This is a genomic window from Legionella busanensis, assembly GCF_900461525.1.
GTDB classification, from domain to species: Bacteria; Pseudomonadota; Gammaproteobacteria; order Legionellales; family Legionellaceae; genus Legionella_C; species Legionella_C busanensis.
The window spans coordinates 965534-987648 of sequence record NZ_UGOD01000001.1 but is presented as its reverse complement, the minus strand read 5'-3'; the positions used below and the strand labels follow the sequence as shown (position 1 = coordinate 987648).

The following is a 22115-nucleotide window of genomic DNA, read 5'->3' as shown; positions in this document are numbered from 1 at the left end:
TTATTTACATTTTGCAAGAAAGAGACATGTTTCCAAAACAGAATCTGGATTTAAAGAAACGCTATCAATTCCTTCTTGCATTAACCAACGAGCAAAATCTTGGTGATCAGATGGCCCCTGGCCACAAATTCCTACATATTTACCTTTTGCTTTACAAGTTGCTATAGCCATATGTAGTAATGCTTTAACGGCTTCATCCCGCTCATCAAATTGCGCTGCAACCAGTCCTGAATCTCTATCAAGTCCTAATGTTAACTGAGTCAAATCATTAGACCCAATTGAAAAACCATCAAAATAATGTAGGAACTTATCTGCTAACAACGCATTAGAAGGGAGTTCACACATCATAATAACACGCAATTCATCTTTGCCTCTTTCTAAGCCATTTTGTTTTAGTACCTGAATCACTTGCTCGGCTTCTGAAACTGTTCTGACAAAGGGAATCATCACCTCAACATTTTTAAAACCCATTTCTTCACGTACTTTTTTAATAGCTTGGCACTCTAAAGCAAAGCAGTCAGCAAAATTAGGAGAAACATAGCGTGAAGCCCCGCGAAAACCTAACATTGGATTTTCTTCTAAGGGCTCATAGTATTTACCACCAGCTAAATTAGCATATTCATTTGATTTAAAATCAGACAAACGTACAATAACAGGTTTAGGATAAAAAGCTGCTGCAATGGTAGCCACTCCTTCACTTAAACGATCAATATAAAAGTTAATGGGTGAATCGTAAGCAGCCGTTTTTTCATCAATTAAAGCGATTAATTCTTTATCTTCTAAATGATCATATTGAATGAGGGCTTTGGGATGAATCCCTATTGTATTGGAAATTAAAAATTCTAACCTAGCTAAGCCAACACCTTCGTTAGGAATAGCTTGAAATGCAAAAGCTCGCTCAGGATTACCCACATTTAACATTACTTTTAAAGGTAATTCGGGCATATTCTCAACGTCCAATGTGACACGCTCAAAGGGCAATAAACCTTCATAAACATAACCATTATCACCTTCAGCACAACTAACAGTGACAGATGCACCATTGGTAATTACTTTTGTTGCATCACCGCAACCAACCACAGCAGGTATACCCAATTCACGAGCAATAATAGCTGCATGACAGGTCCGCCCACCACGATTGGTTACAATTGCGGCTGCACGTTTCATAACAGGCTCCCAGTCGGGATCAGTCATATCAGAAATTAAAACATCACCTGGCTCTACTCGATTTATTTCACTAATATCTTTAATAACTTTCGCTTTGCCTTGACCAATTCGCTGTCCAATACTTCGCCCTTCAACAAGAATTGACCCTTTACTTTGCAAGGTATAACGTTCAAGCTTTTGCTCAGACGTACGACTTTTTACTGTTTCAGGTCTTGCTTGCAAAATATAAAGACGTCCATCTTGCCCATCTTTAGCCCATTCAATGTCCATGGGCCGACCATAGTGTTTTTCAATAATTAATGCCTGGCGAGCTAACTCTTCAGCCTCATAATTGGTTAAAGAAAATTTAAGGCGCGCTTCTTGCTCTACTTCAACTGTTTTTACAGTGCGTCCTTCAATTTGCTCTGTACAATAAATCATCTTACTGGCCTTACTACCTAAATTCCGCCGTATTACAGCGGGCCGACCGGCACATAGTCCTTGTTTATATACATAAAATTCATCGGGGTTTACGGCACCTTGTACCACCATTTCGCCTAAACCATAAGCTGATGTAATAAAAACAACCTCATTAAAACCAGACTCTGTATCCATGGTAAACATAACACCGCTGGCTGCTAAATCACTGCGTACCATTTGCTGAATTCCCGCTGATAAAGCGACCTCTTTATGCTCAAAACCATGATGCACACGATAGGCAATAGCCCGATCATTAAACAATGAAGCAAAGACTTGTTTGATAGCAGTTAATACGCCATCCAAACTGCGAACATTTAAAATAGTCTCTTGCTGTCCTGCAAAGGATGCGTCCGGTAAATCTTCTGCTGTCGCTGAAGAACGAACTGCTACACTGAAATCATTTTGATTAATTGTCTGAGTAAGCTTTTGATAAGCCGCGCTAATAGACTCCTCAAAGTCAGCAGAAAAAGGTGTTTGAATAATAAGTTCACGAATCTTTTTACCTACGGCAATGAGATCATCAATATTATCTGTATTTAAAGAATCTAACATGTTATAGATTTTTTTATCTAAACCATTTGTAGATAAAAATTCTCGAAACGCGTCAGCTGTGGTTGCAAAGCCATGCGGCACTGATACACCTAATTGAGTTAAATGGCTAATCATTTCACCAAGAGAGGCATTCTTACCGCCTACTTGTTCTAGATCTTTCATCCCTAAATAGTTAAACTCAATCGTATGCTTGCTCGACATAATTATAGATACCTTAAGCGCCTTTAATTTTCGTCATTCTACTTAAATTACTAATTAATGTGAATGAGCTTATGGCAAAGGGTAAGAAAAGACTTTAGAAAAAGCGTGTAATCACTTCCCTTTTTATAAGCCAAATTTAATAAATAACAAATTTAACTCCGAGAAATCTGTCTGGTAATGTTACTATACTCTATTTTGCGGTAGGTTTTATGGATGGTGTTTCTCTTGTTCGTTATGGTAACGGGTCATCTCAAGTACGAAAATATTTTATTAAACTTTGTGCTTGGTTACAGAGAAAACCAGTCTTAATTTTAGATAGCGATCCTGTTCTTTGTACAAAAATTTTAGCATGCTCTGATATAAAGGGGACTTTTGTTGAGCACCTTTTTGCAATTCCCGCATGGCAGCCAATTTATTCTATAGAATCTGAAGATGGGATGCGTTGGAAAGAACTTTCAATGAATTGCTGTCAAGTATTTCGTACATTACGATGGAAGGAAAATATTCCCTTGCAGGTGAATTCACATATTCAAATGCTTGCAAGTGACATGCACCTTAACCCATCACTGGTTATTGATGCAGAGCAAGTATCACGTATTGTACTGAGGGTTTTATATGAAATTCTTTTTGAAAAAAAGATGGAGTTAAAAGATGAAATACTTTTTTATAATGCGTCTATTGAGTGGCGAAAAGAAATTGCTTTAAAAGGTTCTGGAGATCTTCAAGTAAAGCAAGCATTTTGCCAACGTTTAACTGAGATTATTAGAGATTCAAGGTATGGGGTGGGTCTTATAGATGATAATATTAAAGATCCAACTTTGTGGTTGTCTATATTTGCGCAACCCTTTATTTTGTCACCACAAATTAATGTTAGCGATATTATGGTCTCTGTTTTTTCATTCCTACGAGAAGACCCAAAATTATATGAAGTTACTCGTAAAAAGGTAGCAGAAGGCGATGATACTTTTTTATTAGCGCTGCTTATGGAATCTATTCGGCTAAAACATCCTTTCCCTATTCTGGAACGAGAGCTTTTAACTGATATGATAATTAACGGTAAAAATGTTTTAGCCGGCACGCAAGTTATTATGATTCTTGATCAGTTCATTCAGAGCCCTCTATTTAATCCTCAATCTTGGTTAGAGCCCGGTTTAAAACATCCTTTTGAAGGACTGGTGTTTGGCGCCGGCAAACGAATCTGCTTAGGTAAGTCACTCGCTAAAAGTTTGATGGTAGAGTTATTAAAATCGATGCTAATTTATATTCCCGATATAAAGATTCAACCCCATCTTAATCACCTCTACAGCGGCCGTGATAATGATGCTAAGTCTTCTTTTATGGAATCGATATACCAGGTGAAGATATTTGGCAGAGCACTTTGGAAGAGTTTTAAAATAGGAGTTAATAAGGCTTCAAGAGTCTAAGGGTGGAATGGCGAAGTATAACACGAAAGAAAAAATAGAAATTAGAGTGAAAATAGTAATAAATATCCAATTACGGTACGTAATAGCACATAAATTTTCTACCCAGTAATCAAAGAATCCTGTGCTATAAAGAGGCATGTTAGATTTTTTTCGACAGTTAATTTCTATCGTAGTTAGAAAGCAAGGGATTGAAAAAAGTACTTCAATGATTACATAGGTTAATAGCAATAGATGAATGTAGCGAAAGAGTTGATTTTGTGTCCAGGGCCATAATTGCCATTTACCTATTAAGATAGTGAAAGGTGTGAGAACTATAAAAAAAGTAAATACAATGTGGATACTAAGAACAACATACGCAGCGCCTCTCCAAAATTTTTTCATACTATCCTTTAGGCAACCCAAAGATGCCTATAAATTGCATCCATTGCATCAAAAAACTTCGATTTTTATGACTTATATTACCGAAATGCATCTAAAAGCCTCTTATCTAAATCTTTTCATTTACTCGTTTTTATTTTTTAATATGTAATTCATTCTTAGAATTATTTAAACTGCCTCATATCCTATACCTCATCTATAGTTTTCATGCTTTTTTTATGATTATCTTATATACTAACAAGCAACCTGGTTTTAAGTAATTTATATACATGATTTTATCTACTTTAAATGCTATTTCTCCTATTGATGGCCGTTATCAAAAAAAATCTAGTGCGTTAAGCCCCTATTTTAGTGAATTTGCACTTATCTACTATCGTTTAATGGTTGAAGTGGAATGGCTAAAGTCGCTGGCAGCAAATCCTGATATTAAAGAAGTACCGAACCTTGATGCCGATTCTAAGGCTTTTTTGGCTGAGATTATTAGTCAATTTAATGAGTCTGAAGCTGAAAAAGTTAAATTTTTTGAAAAACAAACTAATCATGATGTGAAAGCGATTGAATACTATATGAAGGAAAAACTAAGTGAGCATAAAAATCTAACTAAATATGCTCCCTTTATTCATTTTGCTTGTACTTCAGAAGATATTAATAATCTAGCTTATGCTTTGATGGTAAAAGAAGCACTCGCTCAGATTATTCAACCAACTTTAGCTGAAATTATTGGTGGCATTACTATGTTAGGTAAACAACATGGTGATGCAGCGATGCTTGGTCGTACTCACGGCCAACCTGCAACACCAACTACCGTTGGCAAAGAATTAGTTAATTTTGTAGCTAGACTCAAACGTCCTCAACAACAATTAGCGGAAGTACTTATTCCTGCTAAATGTAATGGTGCTGTTGGTAATTACAATGCTCATATTATTGCTTATCCCGAAGTTGATTGGCGCAAACATTGTGCAAATTTTGTAACTTCGTTAGGGTTATCGTTCAGTGCTTATACTACACAAATCGAACCTCATGATGGCATCGCTGAAGTTTGTCACATTATGATGCGTATAAATAATATCTTGCTTGATTATACTAAAGATATTTGGATGTATATTTCTTTAAATTACTTTACGCAGAAAGCGGTAGCAAGTGAAGTTGGCTCCTCAACCATGCCCCATAAAATTAATCCAATTGATTTTGAAAATGCGGAGGGTAATTTAGGTTTAGCCAACGCCTTATTTTGTCATTTCGCTAGTAAATTAACTCAGTCGCGTATGCAACGTGATTTATCAGATTCAACAGTCCTTCGTAATTTAGGCTCAGCTTTCGCATATACTTTAATTGCTTATCAAGCCATTGCTAAGGGTAATGATAAATTACAAATCAACCGTCGTGCCCTGCAGGAAGATTTAGATGCTAATTGGGAAGTATTAGCAGAACCTATTCAAACTGTCATGCGTCGTTATCAAATCCCTAATGCTTATGAGCAATTAAAGGCCCTAACGCGAGGGCAAGGTGGTATTGATAAAAATACTTTAAAAGAGTTTATTGATTCATTAGATATTCCTAAAACAGCGAAGGAGCAATTACTCAATTTAACACCTGAAAAATATACAGGGCTTGCTGCTCAATTGGTCAAGGCGTTCACATGAGTTACAGTTCCCAGCAAGGTACTAACCACGAATTTGATGTTTTAGTGTTAGGTTCAGGCTTAGCTGGTTTGCACTATTGCTTGCAATTATTAAAACTACAACCTGCTTTACGTATTGCCTTAATTAGTAAAGCTTCTTTAAATGAATGTAATAGTAAATATGCGCAAGGTGGAATTGCTGCTGCTGTATCAGGTGAAGACTCTATTGAAGCACATATCCAAGACACCCTAAAAGCAGGCGATGGACTATGCTATACGCCTGCAGTCGAATTTATTATTGACAATGGACCTCGAGCTATCCAAGAGCTCCTAGATTATCCTATTCAATTTATTAAACAAGCTGGCGAATATGTTCTGGCTCAAGAAGGCGGACATTCCTATAGACGTATTTTTAATAGTGGCGATCAAACAGGCTTGATTGTTACACAAACCTTACTTGCTGCTATTGCGCGCCATCCTCAAATTCATTGTTTTGAAGATCATGTGGCTGTTAATCTCATTACACACTATGAGCCCCATTCCATTGAAAATCAAGGTGAAGTGCTAGGCGCGTATATCCTAGATTGTGAGAAAAATGTTATCCATACTTTTCTTGCCCGATGTGTTATTTTAGCTACAGGCGGCGCTGGTAAAACATACAGATACACCACAAATCCTATGGTCGCTACAGGTGATGGGGTAGCTATGGCTTATCGAGCAGGTGCCAGAGTGGGTAATATGGAATTTTATCAATTTCATCCTACCCTATTACATCACCATACATTAAATAATTTCTTAATATCAGAAGCCGTGCGTGGTGAAGGCGCTTTCTTAAAAAATGCAGAAACAGGTGAGCGCTTCATGCACCGTTACGCCCCAGAGCAACTTGAATTAGCTACACGCGATGTAGTTGCACGTGCTATTTTTACTGAAATAGAGCAAAGTCAAAGTGGTTTTGTTTATTTAGATATTACCCATCAATCAAAAGAATTTTTAAAGAAACGTTTTCCCCATATTTATAGTACACTTTTAACCATTGGCATTGATATTAGCCAAGATTGGATTCCTGTTGTACCGGCAGCTCACTATCAATGTGGTGGAGTTTTAACTAACCTTCATGGACAAACAGATTTAAAAAGATTGTATGCTATCGGCGAAGTTGCTTTTACAGGGCTGCATGGTGCCAACCGCCTAGCAAGTAATTCTTTACTGGAAGCCATTGTTATGGCGAGTAGTGCTGCACAACATAGCTTAAAGGATATTAATGACCCATTTAAGAGCTTAAATAACATTGACAATTGGAATTCAACTAGTGAGGTCAATAACCGTCGTGCAAGTCAAATTAATGCACATTGGCGTGGTTTACGTGGGGAAATGACTTCCTATGCTGGTATTGTACGTACCGAAGCAGGACTACAGGATTTACTACAATTAATTATGAAACGGCAACAAATTATTGAGGAATATTACTGGAAACACTCGATTACACGAGATTTTATTGAATTACGCAATATTATTTTAAACGCAGAACTTATTGTTCGCGCAGCTCTTGCACGTCGTGAATCACGCGGCGGTCATTACCGTGAGGATTTTCCAGAAAAAAGCGCGCAAGCTAGAGAAAGTATTTCTAGGCTTAATTTGCCTCTTAATCCATTTATTTAAAGGTATTAACTTATGTTTAATAACCCTAAGATTTATCAACCTGAAAGAACATTAATGCACATCACTAATGATATGCAAATTTGTCAAAGTGATTATCCTCTAGATTGGTATCAGCCTGAATTTGTGCCTTATGCTGAAGAATACCAAGCGCTACCAGATCGTAAATTGACAACCGTATTAGCTTGGATGACGCCTTATATGAAGAAGGCACAAGATCATTTTGGTGAGAAACTATTGTTGTTAGCGCACTATTATATGGGTGGCGAAATAGTTCGGCTCATAGAACAATTTGGTGGCCAAATAGGTGACTCTTATCAATTAGCTCTCATGGCTGCAAACAATCCACAAAAATCAGTTATTATCGAGTCAGCGGTACATTTTATGGCTGAATCTATTAGTATTTTAGCTAATGAACATCAACACGTTTATATCACTAACCCCAAATCTGGTTGCACCATGGAAATGCTTGCTAAAGATTTTATGGTCGAGCCTGCCTTCATGGATTTAAATGAACGTTATGGTAAAGACAATATTTTACCTGTTTGTTATATGAATACTTCTGGCCGCGTTAAAGCCATGACTGGCGCGCAAGGTGGTGCCGTATGCACAAGCTCTAATGTTAAAAAGATATTTCGTTGGGCAAGAGAACAAAATAAAAAAATTCTTTTTATCCCCGATCAACATATGGGCGAAAATGTCGCTTATTGGTTAGGTATTAAGAATATTGCTTATTGGCCTGGCGGCACCGCTGGGGCTCAATATTCCCTACTTAATCAAGATAAAGATACCTTAGATCAATTTGATAAAGCAGAGCTTATCTTATTTGCCAGCCATTGTGCAGTGCATACTCACTACACACCAACTATGTGCGATTACTGGCATGCGCTAGGTTATACGACAGTTGTGCACCCTGAATGTCGTAATGATGTTATTCGTGTTGCCCAACATGCAGGCTCTACTGCTTTTATTTGGGATTTAGTAGTTAATGATCGGGCGGGTACTAAGCATTATGCCATTGGCACCGAAAACCATATGGTTGAAAATGTAAAACAATACTGTCAAGCCTTAGGGATTAATGTTGTTAACCTGGCCGAAGCGCCCTTAAATGAAAATGAAAAAACGCTAGGATGCGGTTGTGCTACTATGTCGCGCAATGATCCACCTCATTTAGTTGCCCTTATTGATTTACTACGCCAAGGTAAGACAATGCCTTACAATGAAGTAAAAGCGGGTGATATGGTTAATGAGTTTACAGGTGTTCGCCAGCGCCTAGAAGTAAAAGATCAACAATGGGTTATTGAAAATGCTAAAAAAGCATTACAGAAAATGATTGAAATTACTGAAAGCTAATAAAATATTAATTATTAAGATTTTCTTTTAAAAGTATCGATTAGCTTCGGTACTTTAATTTCATTTACAAGATTTTATTTTAAACGTCCTTAAAAAGAAAAGAAATTTCGCCATTACGCTCTAAAATTGCTTTATAAACTGCATTCATATCATCAGTACTATGCTGTGTTCTTAAGGACTGTAAGATATCATTCTCAGTAATATGGCAACTATGTAAATTTTCTCGATTATAATGCCCATCTTGAAAAATAATAATTTTCTCGCCCTTGATATATTTACCCATAGAACGGCTTCTATATGTTAAATAAGCTAGTAAGCGATGTACCGTAACAATAATGGCACAAGCAATCATGGCCGGTAATAACGGTAAATTTTCAACTACTGCTTCACCTAAAATTGCACCAAGAACAATAGAAATAATGAAATCAAAGGTGGAGTACTCACCAATTAAACGCACAGAAGTAGTTCTAAATAACACTAAAGCGTAAAAAGTAATAATGATACTACGCAGGTAGAGTTCATAATTGAGTACTTTGCTAAATCCTATAATTTGATCCATTATTTATAGCCAACCCTTGTGTTTGAAATATTTATAAGGGATCCAAGCAGAAATCAGCATCAATAAGATAGCTAATTCATAGCCCCACTTAAAGGATAATTCAGGCATAAACTTGAAATTCATGCCATAGATACTAGCAATAAGCGTTGGTGGTAAGAAAATAACAGCCGCAACAGAAAAGATTTTAATAATAGCACTTTGCTCAATACTTATCATGCCTAACGTGGCATCCAATAAGAAATTAATTTTATTAGAAATGAAATTGGCATAGTCACTTAACGATTCTAAATCTTTCATTATATTAATTAATCTTACTTTGCTTTCTTTATCTATTTGACTATCTGTTGACTGTCTAAAAAAAACGATTAATCGATTAAAGTTAATTAAGCTTTCTCTGACTTTCGCTGTTAAGTTACTCTTACTGCCAATATTTTGCATAACTCTTTGATAATCCGGTTTCGGTTTATTTCCACCATCATAATCTGCTTGAAAGACATAACTCGAATATTCATCTAAATGCTGACCTATATACTCTAAGGCATCTGCAAGTCTATCAACAGTTGCCTCTAAAAGAGCAATTAAAATATCTGATGGGCGATATTTTTTATTATTTTTGGCAAGGCTATTAGTTAACATTTGAAACGACTGCGGTTCTATATAGCGAATTGTAATTAATTGATTAGCCGTTAATGCAAAGGTAACAGGATCACATTTAGGATTTAACGTTGATGATTGGGCAATCATAAGCGCTGTCATGAATAAAACATTATTTTCCATATATAGACGGCTTGTTAACTCAATTTCTCGCATCTCTTCTTGAGTCGGAATGCCTACTGCCAACGCTTTTTCTATCCAATCTTCTTCTTCCTTGGTTGGTGTAATTAAATCAATCCACACAGCATCATTTACAAGAGATAAATTTTGGGCATTAATAATTTCTGGTTTAAAATGATTATCATATAAATGGGCAATTATCATACATGGCCTTAGTAAAGGGGTTAAAATAGCGATTTGCTTATTTACTCATCCTATACTAAGACAGTATTACTATAAATATAAAAGCTCGCAATAAGTCATGCTTATAAAGAAATACCGAACGACTATCTTTTATAAAGATGCAATGAAAAGTAAGCTTAAAAGCATTTATAAGAAAACATCTCGTTCTAAGTTTTCAGTTAAAATTAAACTTACTATACATACTGAGCTGCCCTAAATAAAGCTACCTTTTTAAAAATTTAAACAGTAAATATAAGGTATAAAGAGCACTTAATCCAACTAAAATATAAACAATTCGTGAAAGAACACTCATAGGGCCAAAAAGAAAAGCTACTAAATCAAAACCTGCGATACCAACAAGCCCCCAATTGATACCCCCAATAATTAAAATAATAAGTGCCACAACATCTAGACCATTTAAAATTTTCATAAAATATCCTTATTTGTTAATCGATTATTTATAATTATTATAGCTGCTTTTACTAAAAGCATCTAAAATTTAGTTAATAGGATGAAAGGAAAAAAATCAGTATCATTATGTATTATTAAAAAATAAAACAGTTATCCTGTTAGTTGTAACAAGTGATTTAACTAAACCATATAATTTTTATATATTTATGAATTTAATAATAGCTTTTTTCTTTATATTCAGATAATTATTTATGTTAATAGGAAAATATTATGTTAAGACATTATTTATTAAGTGGATTACGCAGAGAATTTCAATTTATATCGCTTGAAAACCCCAATCCATATGAACCATCACCTGAAAATACTCCTGAACCTGAACCTATTAATTCGCCTGAACCAGAGCCAATAGAAAAACCTGAACCATTGTCAGATTAAATTTTAAGAGGGTGAAGAAACTTAATGGAAATTTCGCTATATTCCACCGAAGAATGTGAACGTATCGCCAAAGCCGCTTCATTGCGCTACGTAAGAGATACCTCGCCCGGTATCACACGAAAAAAAGTTGGTAAAAATTTTGTCTATTATTATCCAACAGGTGAAAAAATCACTGACACTAAAGAATTAGAACGTATTAAAGCGCTTGCCATTCCTCCAGCCTATACTCAAGTTTGGATTTGTCCTTATGCTAATGGTCACATTCAAGCAACAGGACGTGATTCTAAAAATAGAAAGCAGTACCGTTACCATAAATTATGGCAACAAGAACGCCAACAAAAGAAGTTTCACATGATGATTGAGTTTGGGCGTGCTCTTCCTATGCTTCGTAGACATATCAATCAAGAGCTAGATAAAGCCCTTAAGCTAACCAAAGAACAAGTTATTTGTTCGATTATTTATCTAATGGATAGTTTTTTTATTCGTATTGGTAATGCTATTTATGCTAAGGAAAATAAATCCTATGGCCTTACAACTCTGCGCAAAAAGCATTTAACTTTAGAATACAATAAAGCTATTTTGGAGTTTATAGGTAAAAATGCTAAACCTTGGCATGTTATATTGCGAGATAAAAAAATAATTCGAGTATTAAAAAAATGTGAAGCCATTCCTGGTTATGAACTGTTTAAATATTATGATGAGAACCAACAATTAAATGTGATTAGCTCACAAGATATTAATGCTTACTTACAAACTCTTACAGGACAAAGCTTTACCGCCAAAGATTTTCGAACCTGGGCTGCATGCCGTGAGACTTTAAATCGCCTAATTTCTTTAGATTGCTCTGAACCATCTTTACTCAAAGGCGTTATTGGAGAAGTTGCTGAACTTTTAGGGCATACTCCAGCAATCTGCCAAAAAAGTTATATTTATGCGGAAATCATTGATTGGTGGAAAGAAAACCGTTTTTCTATGTGGCTGCAAAAACATGATAAAAAAATTAAAACACTTAGTGAAGATGAACTACTTCTGTACTGGCTAGAAGAGAATTGTAGTATAGAATATTAATAAAAAAATACTATGGTAGCTTATCTTTTCAATCTGATAGATAGAGAAGTAAAAAAAGTTACAGCTATTTTAGTTTAAATAGATTAAATCATTTTAATTACAGACTAAATTCAAAACTCATGTCATACTTACAAGAGAGTCATAAGTCTTATCATTAAGGAATAGTATGGAAAAGGTTAAAATTAACTTCACAGAAAATGAAGTTACTGTTATTACCTCCTTTGTTGGTCTCGCTACTAAGATTCTTAATGTCGATACTATTATTAATCAAGGCTTGACTGTTACAGAATGGAATTTTTTAGCTAAATTAATGGAAGTGGATGTTTTATTAATTCCGGATAAACGTGGAAATATGACGCCTATTTCACCTTCGCCGATAATTAAGAAAATTGGCAAAGCAGTAAAGCATAAATAATTTGATTATTTTCCTTACTATTAAGGTAAGGCGCTTAGTATTAAGCTTAACCGCTCATTCCCTGCCAACAAATAGCCATATATGGCATATTTTGAACGAAAATGATGCTCCAGAACCGACCTATATAGATGAGAATGATCATGTAAAAGGCTACAGTTCCTTTTTTCAGAGCGATTTACGTTCAAACTGCACTCAAATCCAAACTTTTCATAAGTTTCAAGATAGCTATCTAAGCTATTATTAATCTGACTTTTTACGTCCTGACCCAGATTTCTTTCCACCACCACTACGATCGTTTACCGTAGCCCACGCTCGTTTTTCAGCCTCTTTTTTAGAAACACCTTTCTTTTCGTAGCCCTTTTCTATATGTTCAGCTTGGCGTTTTTGCTTATCTGTGTATTTTGATTTATCTCCCTTACTCATATAAACCTCCTTAGTTAAAGTAACAAACGGTACTCCATATACTTATTTAACCAATTGAGTTTGCGGCAAAATATAGCGTTACCCACTAAGCTTTATATTGTTTTACAGTATCTATGACTGCAATTATGGATTATTACCCATGTTTTTGCTTTAATCACTTATCTAAAACTTAGTGGATAATGCTATAGTCAACTATATAAGAAATCTTTAATCATGCATTTTATTAAATTCATTCCATTCAAAATCAATATAATCTTCAAGCATTTTTTTAATTTCTTCTTGTACACCGGCTAAAGTATTATACTCGGTATGAAATTTTTTTGGTGGATGGTTATTCTCATCTAAAAGACATTGGACATATCCATCTGCCTTATATAATTTATTGTTGCTTTTATCAGTATCAATATCATAAACAACCTTAAACCCTTTATAGATATATTCAGGCATCTTATATCCTTTTACTAATCAAAACCGCAAAGCTTCACAGCTTTGCGGTGCATTACCTCTTATTAATCATCATCTCTTCTACAATTCATACCCCATACTGCCCCAAAGCAGCAAGCGAGTGCGCCAAGGAAAAATAAGACAAAGACAATAAACGCGCTCGCGGCCAAGCTCTCTGGCGAAGCTGCTACAGCATTTGTTTTATTAGCAGAACCAGCCTGAGTATTTGTAGGAGTTAACGTATTTGCCGCAGTAGCCATAGTATCGTTCTTAGCTGTTGCGCCTGTGCGAGCCATATTACTAGTATAGCTGGCTACATAGTTTCCCATGTGAGATGTAACGATAGCACTTAGTAGGAGAGCAAGTGTCCAAGTAGCAAAGCCATAAATTACCCCAACATTTTTTCTAGGGCAATAATGTCTGCCTAAATAGCCTGCTGTATATCCAGCTGCAAGCATGGAAGCGATGATGCCAATTAACATGCCAATTAAACCACCAATCGCTACTGCAGTAGCACCTGTACTACTATTTACACTAAAAGCTGTTAATCCAATAGCCAGCCCAAAGAGGTTTAAAAGAAATCCTAAGCCTACACCTACAAGAGCACCTACAAAAATGGCACTCCAAGAAATACGTCTCCATGCTGGATATCTGCCTATCATTGGCTCATCATGCATATGAGTGTGGTGAGTGTGCATAGGATCCGTAACCTTATGTTCATTTGTCATGATACCTTCCTTAGTCTTATCTTAAATACTACAATTAAAAAATATGTGATACGAGCCAGATTAAAACTAATATACTTAATGGCACCCCTAAAAGCCAAGCAAGTAAGTATTTAATCATTATTATCTCCTTGTTATTAAAACTTTTAAATGCCTAGATAAAGTTTTCTCATGCTAGTTACTGCTGTAGAAAGCCCTACCCTAGACATTTGCCGTAACAACTGCTTAAGATTCATTCTTTTACCACCTTCCCAGCCTGCAATAAAAGAAGGAACAAGCAGAGCAACTATTGCTAATTTATGATTATTAGCAAATTTGTCAAAGTACAGCTTATGTTGTGCTAATTGAACTTGGTTGTTGCGAATTTTCAAGCTCGTGCTGGTTATCAGCGCTAGCAGTTCTTTCTTGGAGCTCATTAGCGTCCCTCACTTTATGACTTGCAAAGCAAGCCCGTGTTTTTTCAAAACTCATTTGACGTACATTCGTAATTAAACGTTTAACAACAATACCTAAAATAACAGCATTAAGAAGTAATACAGCTACTATACCGAGCCAAACATAACCACTTAACACTGCTACGATATAACCTACCAAAGTCATTACAGAAAACCAAATGGTTAGTAACAAAACTGGTAATAGAACTATATTGATGAATAAGGGATAAATATTTAATCCCGCTAGCTTTGCTTCCAGCTTAAATAGAGACCAAAGGTTTTTGGCAACCTCTATTTTGCTGGAAATAAGCCCTTCTAAATGTTCTAAAAATTTCATTATTTTTTAAGCAAAGCAGAAATAATAAAACCAATACCACCTGCAATTAGTAATGAAGTCAGTGGTTTTTCCTTAACAGTTTTAACGAGCTCATCTGAATACTCTTTTAAATTTTCCTGCGCTTCAGAAACCTTTTTCATACTTTCTTCATAGATTTCACTCGCTTTTTCTTTAGTTTGCTTGTAAATCTCTTCAGCTTTTTCTTTACCTTGCTCATAAACTTGGTTGACTCGGTCTTTACCTTCATCATACATGTTGCTTGCGCTTGCTTTACCTTCTTCATACATCTTGCTTGCGCCTGCTTTACCTTCTTCATACATATTGCTTGCAGAAGCTTTTGCATTTCTTAAATTGTCTTGCCCGTTATTTTTATCATTAGCCATAATTCTATCCTCTATATTAAAGACACTAAATTACTTAAGTAAAATTAATAAATTCACTTAAGGACCTTTACCAAACATTAAAATCAATAAAATCCATACAAATCAATCTAGTTAAAGTTTAGACTTTATTCCGGATTATTATCGTCATTTTCGTAATTATCTTGATTATTGTTTGTTGCGGCGTCACTGTTGTTATTCGTACTATTAGCATTTTGATTTACTGTCAAAGATGATTTAACAGATTTTACGCCACTTACTCTTTTAACTAAATTTTCAATATTATTACGTTGCTCATTGCTATCTACATTACCAGCTAAATATACTACCCCGTTTTTAGTTTCAACATTAACTGGCCAATATGCTATATCTTTCTCACCAAATAACTTTTCTTTCATTAAGTTACCCTTTACTTTAGCAGTAATAAAAGTATCTGCTAAAGGAGATTTACTATCTTTTACTAATAAGTTATCAGCGTCTACATCAGCGACGCCCTGAACTGATTCTGCAAGTGAAATAGCTTGTTCATATTCCATATCAGTATCTACTTTACCACTTAGCATTACTCGGTGGTTAGTAGCAATAATTTTAATATTTTTATCCTTCAACAAGGAGTTTTTTTGATAAAGCGCTTTAACCTGATCTACTATAGCTGTATCATTTACTGCACTTTGGGTACTTGTCGTTGTAGTAGGTGTGGTTGATGTGGTATCACCTTGTGTTGACGTAGTGGTTGGCGTCGTTACGGTAGTATTACCTTGTGTTGATGTAGTAGAAGTATTGGTTTGAGATGCCGCGAAAGCTTCTAGCTGGCTAACAGCTGCTATAATAGCTAGTGCACTACAGAGTAAGCTTTTCTTTAACATGAATCTCTCCTTTATTATTCTTATTTTTAAAGAGTTTAATTAAAGTGACAACTCAATTTTTCAATACCAACCATTCGTCACAACACATAACTCAAACTGTGTGACCACTTTAAGTTAGTTCATAATGCCAAATCTGTCAATATTTATAAGACATAAACTTAAAAGCACATGTGAATCTTTTCTAAAACCCATTTAAATTTAACGATTTTGCTTATCGATAGTAATCATCAATTGAGGATGTAAAATGAGTATCAGCGAAATTAGGCCAATTATCTTTATCAAAACCAGGAGCGGTTTTGAGTCTTTCTTTATCAATATTGATAATAAAGCAATCTTCGGCAGGATCATAAGTAAACAAATGCCAGGGGAGAGCAAAGAATTTATTGCCAAAACCTAAAAAACCACCAAAATCGAGTACAACATAGTTCACCTTGCCAAACACCTTATCAATTACTATATCATTGACTGTACCAAGACTTTCTCTTGCTACGCTTTTGACATCGACTCCAGTGACCTCACTAGCTTTGACTACACTTCTATTACTCATAGTTAACACTCCCTTGTTAATACAGCCATAGATGATTGGCATAAAGCTATCTAATTTGATATATATAAAACTTAGTAAGACTGATAAATCCTTTTATTTAGAATCACTATTTGCTGATTGTTGTATTGAATTATTTTGTTTATAAGCTATCCACTCATCATCGTGAGTAAAAATGTAACGGCAAGCATGCTCGATAAAAAAGTCTTTATAACGTATACCAGCCCACTCGCAATAAGCAGTAATTTCATTATAAACTGCTTCACTCATACGGATGCGAAATTGGGTCTTTTTTTCAGTAGCAGGTTCCCGCGTAATAAGCATAGTCCTCTCCTTCCCAATTACTGCTTATGCAGGTTATATGTAATATACCGACCTAAACCCAAACATCCTTTATCCATTTAATAAGTCGATATGGCTGAAAATATACATTTTTATGAATATTTAGTTAATTAGTCAATAGTTTAATGGTTTTGACAAATAACTTTTTAACATTAACAATTATTCTAGTCTAAATACATTGAATTTTTCAATATTATCAATTTATTAAAGAAAGATAGATTATGTTAAAGAGATTAGCAATAATAGTTCAAGATTAAGTGCTGATTTCATGTTAATAAGATTAGCGCTTTTTAAAACCAAGTTGTATTAGGAGAAGTATGATGGATAATGTTTCTACGCGGAAAATTAGTGCAATTTTAAGTAGTGAGCATCGAGTAGAGCGAGTTTTTAATAAGTTAACACAAACAACAGTTGCTAGACATGATATTACAATTCAAGGTAATCCTAGCGACCTAGCTGATAAATTTGGTACACAATATTTAGAACCTGACAGAGTACAGGAAAGCAAAGACGCACCTAAAAAAGAGCCTTATCTTGCTGACGATTTTGGTTGGCTTAAAGGCTTTACCTTTTCTATACCTATGTTTATAGGACTTGTCATTGGCCTTTTTATTGGTGGTGATCTGCGTGATAACTTTACTGATAATTTAATTTTTGGGCTGATAGGCGCGATAATCGGTGGCGCGGTAGGTTATATTATATCGCGATTGATTACGCATCGTCGTGAAAAAGCCCATCGTACGCAGGCAAATCAAGGTGGTTTTGTTATTTGGGTTAATATTACTAATGAAAATCAAATTGAAGAAGTCATGGATGTTCTTAAACAATACGGTGCTACTAATATAAAAATAGATTAAATGTCATCTAAATTTTAGATATTAAAGAGGAATTAACAATATAAAAAGTTAATTCCTCTAAAATTTAAATAGGTAAGATTCTCAAGATTAGAAGTATCACCAAAATTAAAACTAATAATCCTACAATTCCTGATGGACCATAACCCCAACCACTACTATATGGCCAAGCAGGTAATACTGCTGCTAAAATTAGAATTAGAATTAAGAGACCAATTAGACTCATGTCAACTCCTTGTATTATCACCCACGTAAATTATAGCAGTTTATAAAAAAAATTTATTATTTTTAAAATCTTGTCTATGCTTAACATGAGATTTCTTGTCAAACTGTAAATTTTGATTTATTTAGAAATCTTATGACCCTTAAGAGCCTTTTTTTAAAAGGCTTTGTAAGAAATCTATAAGCGAGATCAAAATTAGAAATCGTTTTTTACAGTAAATAATTTATAGCAACAAGGAGAGAACAATGGATGTCACAGGAAGGACTACAGGTACTACTCAAAACTTTCAAAATATGGGTGCTGGTTCTAATAGAGGTACTTTAGGTGATACAACTCTTAGAAATAGCAATTTAAGTTCAGCTGCTAGTGATCTTTTAAATGATGGTAAAAAAGTAGCTAATGAATTATATGAAGAAGGCCGACACCGTGTAAATGAAATGCAAGATTCAATCCGTATTTATTCTGATGAGTTAATCAAACAAGTTCACGCTAAGCCCATGACTACTTTACTTATAGCTGCTGGCGTAGGTTTTATTTTAGCCTCTTTTATACGTCGCTAAGATATAAATGGCTCTATTTTAGTAATTCATAAACTAAAATAGAGCCTTTTTTAATTAAATTAATTATCTTCTAAATTTATCATTAATTCACCAGCTCACGATATATCCTGATCTATGCTCATCGCTTAATTCTGATGGATCATTAGTTGAGGGTAAGGTATTTCAATTCCCTCTTGATCAAATCTAGCTTTTATTAATTCTTGTAAATAATCCTTTGTAGAACTTAACATATCATTTTTTACCCATGCTTGTAGCTTAAGTTCTACTGCTGAGGCTGTAAAATTGTTAATAACTACTTTAGGTTCAGGATCCTTTAGAACTTCCTCACATTGATTAGCAATCTCAAGCAGTATTTTTTTAACTAAAGTAATATCACAACTATAAGATATATTGATAATAATCTCAGCACAGCGAGTTGGGAAATAGCTTAGATTAGTTATTTCAGATTTAATTAATGTTTCATTTGGTATACGTACTAATTTACCATCTGAAGAACGAAGTTTGGTTGATAAAAGATCAATAGAGACAACAATACCAATAATGCCTTTCACATCAATGGTGTCACCTACACGAAAAGGATGCTCAAATAGCAAAAATAACCCACTGATTAGATTTGAGGCGGCTGTTTGAGATGCAAACCCTAAAGCGACAGTAATAATACCAGCCGTACCTAATAAAATTTTTAGGTTAAATCCTAGTTCTTGAAAAGCATTGATAAAAAATAGTCCTAACAAGATATGAAAAATTAAGCGCTGAGCAAGCATCGCTTGATGTTTTGAGAAATGTTTATCGACTGCTCTTTGTACCAGATTACTAATCTTTTTGGCAATTAAATAGCCAATTCCTAAGCTGCCTAAGGCATAAAGGATGTTAATTAAGGGTAAATAGTTAAAGTCTTTCACTGCTTGATTTCCAAATAAATTCACAATTATGCCACATTCTTTAAATTCTAGGAAAAATTGAAAATTACGTTGACTATATTTAATGCACAAGCCCTTTCAAAAAGGATCAGGCAGAATTTTGCAGCCCAAAAAAGCTTGAATCAAGGTATTACTTGTCAAGCGCCTCTCTTAAACTTCCTTACTATCATAGCCTTTATCAAGAATAATATGCGCTGTAGGCGGTAGATTTTCAATAAATTATGATGCGAGGTTACAGTCCTGAAATTCGCCACTTGTTATTGAGCTAATCCATACCCATCAACAGCCATATGAATTTTGATAGTATTTTAACATCCAAATGCTGCAGGTAGGTCGTGCCAGAGACAGCCAATTCTCATGCGATAAAACATACCTTCTACCCTATTAATTAAATTGGGCTAACGCACGCTTATACTTAGCATCGACTAAAGCTCCTGAGTGAGCATTAGACGTAGCATAGCAAACTCATTTTGTTTTTGTGTCAGAACCTGAATTCTACGAGTTTGCTCTTATTTCTCAATGCCCGCATTATGAAATATCAGCAGTCCCTAGAGTCATGAATTTCTGGCAACAGAATTTTGGGTAGCCCTATATTTTAGCGCCGAAGCAACTATACTTAATTTAATATTGATAATTTCTAAGGAAGTAAATGGATTCTATCAAGAAAGTTAAGTCTTATGAGCAACATTTAAAAGATATTAAAGCTATTTCAGAACAAATAAGAAATTCTAAAGGAAAAATAGCTTTAAAGCGTGATTCTTCTTGTTGTTCACGTAGTTTTGAGTACAAAAAGGGTAAAATTCTTATTGATATCTCAATGCTTAATCAGGTTATCGAAATTAATATTGAAGATAATTTTATTATAGTAGAACCGCTAATTACTATGGAAGAGTTAGCTGATGCAACACTTTTTTATGGCATGATTCCACCTGTGATCACTGAATTTAAACACATGACTCTTGGCGGAGCAATTCAAGGTTTAGGTGGAGAAAGTTCTTCATTTAAGTATGGCTTAATTGATGATAGTGTAATCGAATATGAGTTAATTTTAGGAGATGGCTCCGTAATTACTATAAATAGAGAGCAAAATTTAGACTTATTTAATGCATTACCGGGATCATATGGGAGTTTAGGCGTTGTTACAAAAATTAAGTTAAGGCTAATTAATGCTGCCAAATATGTTCGTATTCAGTATAAAAAAGTAAATAATATTGATGAAGTATATAAAGTTTTTGAAAATTCTATTAAACAAATTAATAACTTAGATTTTATTGAGTGCATTGCGGTGGCTAAAGATGATTTTCGTATTGCAATGGGTTATAAGACGAATTCTATGAGTTATGGTGATTGGCTTTTTAACTCTTGCTCTTTAAAACATTCTTTTAGCCCCTGGTATTATTGCCATTTGTTAGATAAATCAAATCAATCGAATGCTTATGAATATATTCCCTTTAAGGATTATCTTTTTCGTTGGGACCGCGGGGCATTTTGGACGGGCTTAAAGTTTAAGCATACCCTATTTAATCGTATTAAGTATGGGAGGCATTTAGAATGTAAAAACCTTTATAAACATTTCTATGCAAAAGAGTTAATACAGCGGGATAAAAATAGTATGCTACAAGATCTTGGGGTTCCAATAAGCAGTATGAATGAATTTTTTTATCTTATTGATAATCTAACCCATATTTATCCGCTGTGGCTAATTCCTATTATCTCTCCCAAATCAGCTAAACTTTTTTCATTACCCGTTAACATTGACTATGCATTTGTAGATTTTGGCATATGGGGCCCTCTGACTAATCCACAAGGATTTTTAGAAGTTAATCGTAAATTTGAAGAGTATCTTTATCATCATAATGGAAGAAAATGTTTCTGGGGGCAGTGTTTTTGTTCTAGGGATGAATTCTGGAAGATTTATGATAAAAGATTATATAACAAATTACGTAGTCAGTATTATGCAGAAGACAAATTTATTAATATCTATGATAAGGTTTCTGAGTTGTATCAACAAATAGAGAGGCTACCAAGTTCACAAGATGAAAATGTTACTTAGAGTAACTGTGTTACAAATAGTTGAATGGATATAAGGAAATTAATTTAAGGTATATCCCTGCTATAAAAATGAAAAAATTGTATAATAAAAAATATTTGTTGCCCTAGCATATTTCCAAATTTTAAACTCTCATTACTTATTTTATTATTATGCTCCTTGTCAGCTTTGCAATGAGAAAAATTATTAGGGGCTCTTCACATTTAATAATGCAGCCCTGGAGAAATAAGAGCAAACTCGAAAAATTCAGGTTCTACACAAGAACAAAATGATTTTGCTATGCTACGTCTAATGCTCACTCAGGAGCTTTAGTCG

Annotated in this window: 25 protein-coding genes; 10 read left to right on the top strand and 15 right to left on the bottom strand. The window is 34.6% G+C overall.

Going from position 1 to position 22115, the window contains the following annotated elements:
* Nucleotides 1-2379 carry a phosphoenolpyruvate synthase gene (ppsA, locus tag DYH30_RS04525; protein ID WP_165482169.1) on the bottom strand — a complete coding sequence of 793 codons (2379 nt, stop codon included), beginning with the start codon at nucleotides 2377-2379 and terminating at the stop codon, nucleotides 1-3.
* 209 nt (nucleotides 2380-2588) lie between these two features.
* Between ppsA and DYH30_RS04520 the strand changes: the two genes are divergently transcribed.
* Nucleotides 2589-3803 (top strand): cytochrome P450, encoded by a 1215-nt coding sequence (locus DYH30_RS04520; RefSeq protein ID WP_115330502.1) that lies wholly within the window; start codon nucleotides 2589-2591, stop codon nucleotides 3801-3803.
* Here DYH30_RS04520 and DYH30_RS04515 read toward each other — a convergent pair.
* The gene (locus DYH30_RS04515; protein WP_115330501.1) at nucleotides 3792-4184 is read right to left on the bottom strand and encodes a DUF2784 family protein; all 393 of its coding nucleotides are present in this window, start codon (nucleotides 4182-4184) and stop codon (nucleotides 3792-3794) included. The genes DYH30_RS04520 and DYH30_RS04515 overlap by 12 nt on opposite strands.
* A gap of 266 nt (nucleotides 4185-4450) precedes the next feature.
* Between DYH30_RS04515 and purB the strand changes: the two genes are divergently transcribed.
* Genes purB through nadA form a run of 3 tightly spaced genes read left to right on the top strand, consistent with a single transcriptional unit; the run spans nucleotide 4451 to nucleotide 8814 of the window.
* On the top strand, nucleotides 4451-5824 hold the full coding sequence (gene purB / locus DYH30_RS04510; protein ID WP_115330500.1) for an adenylosuccinate lyase: 1374 nt from the start codon (nucleotides 4451-4453) through the stop codon (nucleotides 5822-5824).
* Nucleotides 5821-7464, top strand: a complete 1644-nt coding sequence (gene nadB, locus DYH30_RS04505; RefSeq protein ID WP_115330499.1) for an L-aspartate oxidase — start codon at nucleotides 5821-5823, stop codon at nucleotides 7462-7464. The genes purB and nadB overlap by 4 nt, the downstream gene beginning before the upstream one ends.
* Nucleotides 7465-7476: 12 nt before the next feature.
* On the top strand, nucleotides 7477-8814 hold the full coding sequence (gene nadA, locus DYH30_RS04500) for a quinolinate synthase NadA (protein WP_115330498.1): 1338 nt from the start codon (nucleotides 7477-7479) through the stop codon (nucleotides 8812-8814).
* A gap of 79 nt (nucleotides 8815-8893) precedes the next feature.
* On the opposite strand, the gene DYH30_RS04495 is transcribed toward nadA, so the two are convergent.
* The 3 genes from DYH30_RS04495 to DYH30_RS04485 form a co-directional block, all read right to left on the bottom strand.
* On the bottom strand, nucleotides 8894-9373 hold the full coding sequence (locus DYH30_RS04495) for a DUF421 domain-containing protein (RefSeq protein WP_115330497.1): 480 nt from the start codon (nucleotides 9371-9373) through the stop codon (nucleotides 8894-8896).
* A gap of 3 nt (nucleotides 9374-9376) precedes the next feature.
* Nucleotides 9377-10351 (bottom strand): magnesium transporter CorA family protein, encoded by a 975-nt coding sequence (locus DYH30_RS04490; protein ID WP_115330496.1) that lies wholly within the window; start codon nucleotides 10349-10351, stop codon nucleotides 9377-9379.
* Between the two features lie 241 nt (nucleotides 10352-10592).
* Entirely contained in the window at nucleotides 10593-10799 is a 207-nt protein-coding gene (locus DYH30_RS04485; RefSeq protein WP_115330495.1) for a DUF378 domain-containing protein, read from the bottom strand.
* A gap of 251 nt (nucleotides 10800-11050) precedes the next feature.
* Between DYH30_RS04485 and DYH30_RS17910 the strand changes: the two genes are divergently transcribed.
* The 3 genes from DYH30_RS17910 to DYH30_RS04475 all read left to right on the top strand — a co-directional run bounded on the left by DYH30_RS17910 (nucleotide 11051) and on the right by DYH30_RS04475 (nucleotide 12698).
* Nucleotides 11051-11215 (top strand): hypothetical protein, encoded by a 165-nt coding sequence (locus tag DYH30_RS17910; RefSeq protein WP_160116152.1) that lies wholly within the window; start codon nucleotides 11051-11053, stop codon nucleotides 11213-11215.
* 24 nt (nucleotides 11216-11239) lie between these two features.
* Entirely contained in the window at nucleotides 11240-12283 is a 1044-nt protein-coding gene (locus tag DYH30_RS04480) for a DNA topoisomerase IB (RefSeq protein ID WP_115330494.1), read from the top strand.
* 166 nt (nucleotides 12284-12449) lie between these two features.
* Nucleotides 12450-12698 (top strand): hypothetical protein, encoded by a 249-nt coding sequence (locus tag DYH30_RS04475; protein ID WP_115330493.1) that lies wholly within the window; start codon nucleotides 12450-12452, stop codon nucleotides 12696-12698.
* Between the two features lie 240 nt (nucleotides 12699-12938).
* Here the strand turns inward: DYH30_RS04475 and DYH30_RS04465 are convergent, their stop codons facing one another.
* The 8 genes from DYH30_RS04465 to DYH30_RS04425 all read right to left on the bottom strand — a co-directional run bounded on the left by DYH30_RS04465 (nucleotide 12939) and on the right by DYH30_RS04425 (nucleotide 17175).
* Entirely contained in the window at nucleotides 12939-13121 is a 183-nt protein-coding gene (locus DYH30_RS04465) for a hypothetical protein (protein WP_115330491.1), read from the bottom strand.
* Nucleotides 13122-13328: 207 nt separating this feature from the next.
* Entirely contained in the window at nucleotides 13329-13568 is a 240-nt protein-coding gene (locus DYH30_RS04460) for a hypothetical protein (RefSeq protein WP_115330490.1), read from the bottom strand.
* Between the two features lie 62 nt (nucleotides 13569-13630).
* Nucleotides 13631-14293, bottom strand: coding sequence for a hypothetical protein (locus DYH30_RS04455; RefSeq protein WP_242604751.1), 663 nt, complete (start codon nucleotides 14291-14293; stop codon nucleotides 13631-13633).
* Between the two features lie 327 nt (nucleotides 14294-14620).
* Nucleotides 14621-15061, bottom strand: a complete 441-nt coding sequence (locus DYH30_RS04445) for a hypothetical protein (RefSeq protein ID WP_176579737.1) — start codon at nucleotides 15059-15061, stop codon at nucleotides 14621-14623.
* Nucleotides 15061-15444 (bottom strand): ElaB/YgaM/YqjD family protein, encoded by a 384-nt coding sequence (locus tag DYH30_RS04440; protein ID WP_242604752.1) that lies wholly within the window; start codon nucleotides 15442-15444, stop codon nucleotides 15061-15063. The genes DYH30_RS04445 and DYH30_RS04440 overlap by 1 nt, the downstream gene beginning before the upstream one ends.
* 125 nt (nucleotides 15445-15569) lie before the next feature.
* Complete coding sequence (locus DYH30_RS04435) at nucleotides 15570-16307, bottom strand: BON domain-containing protein (RefSeq protein ID WP_115330488.1); 738 nt, start codon at nucleotides 16305-16307, stop codon at nucleotides 15570-15572.
* A gap of 211 nt (nucleotides 16308-16518) precedes the next feature.
* Complete coding sequence (locus tag DYH30_RS04430) at nucleotides 16519-16854, bottom strand: PRC-barrel domain-containing protein (protein ID WP_115330487.1); 336 nt, start codon at nucleotides 16852-16854, stop codon at nucleotides 16519-16521.
* A gap of 93 nt (nucleotides 16855-16947) precedes the next feature.
* Nucleotides 16948-17175 (bottom strand): hypothetical protein, encoded by a 228-nt coding sequence (locus tag DYH30_RS04425; protein WP_115330486.1) that lies wholly within the window; start codon nucleotides 17173-17175, stop codon nucleotides 16948-16950.
* A gap of 335 nt (nucleotides 17176-17510) precedes the next feature.
* Here DYH30_RS04425 and DYH30_RS04420 point away from each other — a divergent pair, with 335 nt between their 5' ends.
* Nucleotides 17511-18050 carry a SoxR reducing system RseC family protein gene (locus tag DYH30_RS04420; protein WP_131740706.1) on the top strand — a complete coding sequence of 180 codons (540 nt, stop codon included), beginning with the start codon at nucleotides 17511-17513 and terminating at the stop codon, nucleotides 18048-18050.
* A 64-nt stretch (nucleotides 18051-18114) separates the two neighbouring features.
* Here DYH30_RS04420 and DYH30_RS04415 read toward each other — a convergent pair whose 3' ends face one another.
* Nucleotides 18115-18273, bottom strand: coding sequence for a DUF3309 family protein (locus tag DYH30_RS04415; protein ID WP_115330484.1), 159 nt, complete (start codon nucleotides 18271-18273; stop codon nucleotides 18115-18117).
* 242 nt (nucleotides 18274-18515) lie between these two features.
* Here DYH30_RS04415 and DYH30_RS04410 point away from each other — a divergent pair, with 242 nt between their 5' ends.
* Nucleotides 18516-18830 (top strand): hypothetical protein, encoded by a 315-nt coding sequence (locus DYH30_RS04410; protein ID WP_242604753.1) that lies wholly within the window; start codon nucleotides 18516-18518, stop codon nucleotides 18828-18830.
* 125 nt (nucleotides 18831-18955) lie between these two features.
* On the opposite strand, the gene DYH30_RS04405 is transcribed toward DYH30_RS04410, so the two are convergent.
* On the bottom strand, nucleotides 18956-19756 hold the full coding sequence (locus DYH30_RS04405) for a mechanosensitive ion channel family protein (RefSeq protein ID WP_242604754.1): 801 nt from the start codon (nucleotides 19754-19756) through the stop codon (nucleotides 18956-18958).
* A 643-nt stretch (nucleotides 19757-20399) separates the two neighbouring features.
* Between DYH30_RS04405 and DYH30_RS04395 the strand changes: the two genes are divergently transcribed.
* On the top strand, nucleotides 20400-21803 hold the full coding sequence (locus DYH30_RS04395) for an FAD-binding oxidoreductase (RefSeq protein ID WP_115330483.1): 1404 nt from the start codon (nucleotides 20400-20402) through the stop codon (nucleotides 21801-21803).
* Nucleotides 21804-22115 lie beyond the last annotated feature (312 nt).

Coding starts and splice junctions, on each gene's coding strand:
- DYH30_RS04435 (WP_115330488.1), bottom strand. CDS start 16,307: ATGTTAAAGAAAAGCTTACTCTGTAGTGCACTAGCTATTATAGCAGCT.
- DYH30_RS04395 (WP_115330483.1), top strand. CDS start 20,400: ATGGATTCTATCAAGAAAGTTAAGTCTTATGAGCAACATTTAAAAGAT.
- DYH30_RS04420 (WP_131740706.1), top strand. CDS start 17,511: ATGATGGATAATGTTTCTACGCGGAAAATTAGTGCAATTTTAAGTAGT.
- nadB (WP_115330499.1), top strand. CDS start 5,821: ATGAGTTACAGTTCCCAGCAAGGTACTAACCACGAATTTGATGTTTTA.
- DYH30_RS17910 (WP_160116152.1), top strand. CDS start 11,051: ATGTTAAGACATTATTTATTAAGTGGATTACGCAGAGAATTTCAATTT.
- DYH30_RS04425 (WP_115330486.1), bottom strand. CDS start 17,175: ATGCTTATTACGCGGGAACCTGCTACTGAAAAAAAGACCCAATTTCGC.
- ppsA (WP_165482169.1), bottom strand. CDS start 2,379: ATGTCGAGCAAGCATACGATTGAGTTTAACTATTTAGGGATGAAAGAT.
- DYH30_RS04445 (WP_176579737.1), bottom strand. CDS start 15,061: ATGAAATTTTTAGAACATTTAGAAGGGCTTATTTCCAGCAAAATAGAG.
- DYH30_RS04475 (WP_115330493.1), top strand. CDS start 12,450: ATGGAAAAGGTTAAAATTAACTTCACAGAAAATGAAGTTACTGTTATT.
- DYH30_RS04520 (WP_115330502.1), top strand. CDS start 2,589: ATGGATGGTGTTTCTCTTGTTCGTTATGGTAACGGGTCATCTCAAGTA.
- nadA (WP_115330498.1), top strand. CDS start 7,477: ATGTTTAATAACCCTAAGATTTATCAACCTGAAAGAACATTAATGCAC.
- DYH30_RS04440 (WP_242604752.1), bottom strand. CDS start 15,444: ATGGCTAATGATAAAAATAACGGGCAAGACAATTTAAGAAATGCAAAA.
- DYH30_RS04515 (WP_115330501.1), bottom strand. CDS start 4,184: ATGAAAAAATTTTGGAGAGGCGCTGCGTATGTTGTTCTTAGTATCCAC.
- DYH30_RS04460 (WP_115330490.1), bottom strand. CDS start 13,568: ATGCCTGAATATATCTATAAAGGGTTTAAGGTTGTTTATGATATTGAT.
- DYH30_RS04415 (WP_115330484.1), bottom strand. CDS start 18,273: ATGAGTCTAATTGGTCTCTTAATTCTAATTCTAATTTTAGCAGCAGTA.
- DYH30_RS04480 (WP_115330494.1), top strand. CDS start 11,240: ATGGAAATTTCGCTATATTCCACCGAAGAATGTGAACGTATCGCCAAA.
- DYH30_RS04490 (WP_115330496.1), bottom strand. CDS start 10,351: ATGATAATTGCCCATTTATATGATAATCATTTTAAACCAGAAATTATT.
- DYH30_RS04465 (WP_115330491.1), bottom strand. CDS start 13,121: ATGAGTAAGGGAGATAAATCAAAATACACAGATAAGCAAAAACGCCAA.
- DYH30_RS04495 (WP_115330497.1), bottom strand. CDS start 9,373: ATGGATCAAATTATAGGATTTAGCAAAGTACTCAATTATGAACTCTAC.
- DYH30_RS04455 (WP_242604751.1), bottom strand. CDS start 14,293: ATGACAAATGAACATAAGGTTACGGATCCTATGCACACTCACCACACT.
- DYH30_RS04485 (WP_115330495.1), bottom strand. CDS start 10,799: ATGAAAATTTTAAATGGTCTAGATGTTGTGGCACTTATTATTTTAATT.
- DYH30_RS04430 (WP_115330487.1), bottom strand. CDS start 16,854: ATGAGTAATAGAAGTGTAGTCAAAGCTAGTGAGGTCACTGGAGTCGAT.
- DYH30_RS04410 (WP_242604753.1), top strand. CDS start 18,516: ATGGATGTCACAGGAAGGACTACAGGTACTACTCAAAACTTTCAAAAT.
- purB (WP_115330500.1), top strand. CDS start 4,451: ATGATTTTATCTACTTTAAATGCTATTTCTCCTATTGATGGCCGTTAT.